Origin of the sequence: Allocoleopsis sp., from assembly GCF_036703385.1 — a bacterium.
Taxonomy (GTDB): domain Bacteria; phylum Cyanobacteriota; class Cyanobacteriia; order Cyanobacteriales; family Coleofasciculaceae; genus Allocoleopsis.
In genome coordinates this window covers 1-2,641 of the sequence record NZ_DATNPA010000005.1, presented here as the reverse complement: position 1 = coordinate 2,641, position 2,641 = coordinate 1, and the positions used below count along the sequence as shown (strand labels likewise).

Below are 2,641 nucleotides of genomic sequence, written 5' to 3'. Positions count from 1 at the left end.
TACAATAAATACTTTTTATTGGGCTGTCAAATCTTGTAGTCCTTGCTGCGCTGGGTTTCTAGAGATATATTTAATTTCGGATATTAAGTTCCAAAACTTCGGTTGCGTCCTTAAGATAAAGCTGAAAGCATAAACAATATCGAGCATTATCAAATACTTTTAGATTCACAAAATAGATAAATAGCATGACCCAATCAAAAAATGTCCAAACTATCTGAGGTATTAAAATGACTATTGGTGATTTTTTAGCAATTATTTTGCTTTCTGCCGGTGGTGCAATGATTTGGGGGTCATTGCAAACTGTTGAAGGAGATAGTCGAAAGGCTTATAAGAAAGAAAAAGAAGATTTGTGGGTTGAAACTAAAGTTCCAGGAGGCAGAAAACCTAGATTTCCGAACTTGTTGGAACCTGTACTATCCGCTAAAAAGGAAAAACCTGTAACCCCACCTAAAAAGAAAGATTAGCGTGCGACCAAAAGCGATGGCTTAAAGATGCGATCGCTCTACTGTATTTAAGGTAGTTTCTGGATATAGGCGGAGGATGGCTTGCTCTCAACTACTCTCGATAAATCATCTGTAAACATTTTACTTGCCATTCCAAAGCCGTTAGACGAGTCAATTGCTCGTTTAACACTCCTCCTAGCTGGTCAAAGATGCAGATGTCTTGTGCCAAAAACTGAGTAACATCCCGGTTAAATAAATCGCGAATTACGGTTGCTATAATTTTCAGAGCTAACGGATTACTGGCATAACGCTCAATCAGGCGATCGGCTACTGATTGAGAGCAAGACACTCCGGCAACTCTCAGAATTTCTCGTGCTTCTGCTAAACTCAACCCTGTAAGGGTTAACGAGCGAATTGGTGAGCCATCTTTTTCATTAAATCTCAGGTCTGAACTCGTTTGACGACTCGTGAATAACAGACAGCTTTGATGGTATTTTTCCCCAATTTGTTGCAGGAGTTGGGCATAGCCTTGATGTTTCTGTAAAACCAATTCACAATCATCAATGACTAGTAAACAACGATACTTCTGTAAGTAAGTAAGCAGAAGAGAGATTTTGCTGTTTGTTTCCTGGGGTAGGTCTATTTCTTGCCCATTTGACAAAACGCGCAACCAATCCACTAAGAAGTCATCAATTGGAGGAACTTGTTGGAGCGATCGCCAAATAACATAGTCAAACTCACTTTCGATTTGTTCAGCGCAGCGTACTGTTAAAGCTGTTTTGCCTATACCTGTCATTCCTATGATGGCTACTAAGCGGCATCTGTCCTGCACAATCCATTTTTTTAAGGTAGCGAGTTCCTCAGCACGTCCGAAGAAGCAACGAGGAAGAGATTCGCTCCAAGCTTGAGGATGAGAAATTGAGGTGTGGGGTTGAGGAATTCTCTCTTGAAGTTGACGTGCTCGGCGCTTCAGTACAGAACGGAAATTTCGCTTCGTTACAGGTTCTCCCAAAAGGTTTGAAAGCCACTGCCATAACTGAGATCCAACTGACTTGATATAATCAGCGCTGTATCCAGCGGTTTCAGCAATTTGTGAATAAGTTTTCCCCTCCCAAGCCTGATGGATCACCAGTTCTTGAACCGGATTGAGATCGATGGGATTCAGGGTGAGTTCTAATGTTAAAAGAATTTCTTCTATTGTCATTTTGGCTATCTCGTTACTTGTCGCTACGATTGGAATCTGAGACTTAATACACTAGAATCCAGAGGAGCACGAATAACCAAAGACTTACTACTAGGTTACGATCCAGAGATTTATTTGAGTAGAGCCTATTTTGTCACAAATTTTCTATTAAACAGAACTCTTCATATCCTATTGTAAAGTTAGCTCTACTTCGCCATACTTCACCCTGTTTTTTTTTACCTCATCCTACTTCTTTTTACTTCACGTTGGGATTTACCCAAATTCTGCTCCTCCTAACTCCTACTTTGGCTTACGGACACTCTTCGTTTAAATCCGGAAAAGTTGATGAGTGTTAACACTGACTGCTTGACGCATTTTTTCAAAGCCTTGATGCCACATTACGTATTTTCGCCGTTGGAGGGGCTTTTGTCAGACAGCCAGGTATTCACAGGTTTAGGTCAGCCGGGATCTAAGACAAAGATAATTATATAGATTTGTAATCTAAAGTGAAGAAAGATTAAAAAACGTCGATTGCACGCAGATGCGAACGCGTCATCATAGGAATTGTAGCCGTTTTTAGCAATGTAATTACAAACATCTCACTTTTTTCTCACCTCTTCCTTACCGACAATCATAGTGAACTGAATTATCTTGAGATCGACAAGGTTATCCCAGCCCAAAAACAATGATTTCTTCACAGATTTGCATCATTGTCAGAGCGAGAAACCTTGAAAACATTTCCACATTTAAAGAGGTAGAAAAATGAACCTTAAATCTAAGCTTTTAGTTAACGTTCTTACAGTTACTGCCGCTGCATTAGGTTTTGCTGCTAGTGCCTTAGCCGGTGAAGGAGGTGTCGCTGGTTCCGCATCTTTCCAACTCGATCCTACAACAGGTAATGTTGAGAATGCTGCTGTGGCAGCCGCCGTTGGTAAAGATTCAGCCTATGCAGGTTCCAATAACACGCGAGCCGGCTTGTTTGGCTATAAATTAGATGCCTTTGCTGTTGGTACGG

2 protein-coding genes and 1 pseudogene are annotated in these 2,641 nt (G+C 40.9%); 2 read left to right on the top strand and 1 reads right to left on the bottom strand.

Annotation, left to right across the window (positions count from 1 at the left end; all coding sequences use genetic code 11):
* Positions 1 to 227 precede the first annotated feature (227 nt).
* Complete coding sequence (locus V6C93_RS00195) at positions 228 to 464, top strand: hypothetical protein (protein ID WP_333474620.1); 237 nt, start codon at positions 228 to 230, stop codon at positions 462 to 464.
* A 91-nt stretch (positions 465 to 555) separates the two neighbouring features.
* Here V6C93_RS00195 and V6C93_RS00190 read toward each other — a convergent pair whose 3' ends face one another.
* Positions 556 to 1,647, bottom strand: a complete 1,092-nt coding sequence (locus tag V6C93_RS00190; RefSeq protein ID WP_333474619.1) for an NB-ARC domain-containing protein — start codon at positions 1,645 to 1,647, stop codon at positions 556 to 558.
* A gap of 741 nt (positions 1,648 to 2,388) precedes the next feature.
* Here V6C93_RS00190 and V6C93_RS00185 point away from each other — a divergent pair.
* A pseudogene (locus V6C93_RS00185) lies at positions 2,389 to 2,641 on the top strand (hypothetical protein); the annotation flags it as partial.

Coding starts and splice junctions, on each gene's coding strand:
- V6C93_RS00195 (WP_333474620.1), top strand. CDS start 228: ATGACTATTGGTGATTTTTTAGCAATTATTTTGCTTTCTGCCGGTGGT.
- V6C93_RS00190 (WP_333474619.1), bottom strand. CDS start 1,647: ATGACAATAGAAGAAATTCTTTTAACATTAGAACTCACCCTGAATCCC.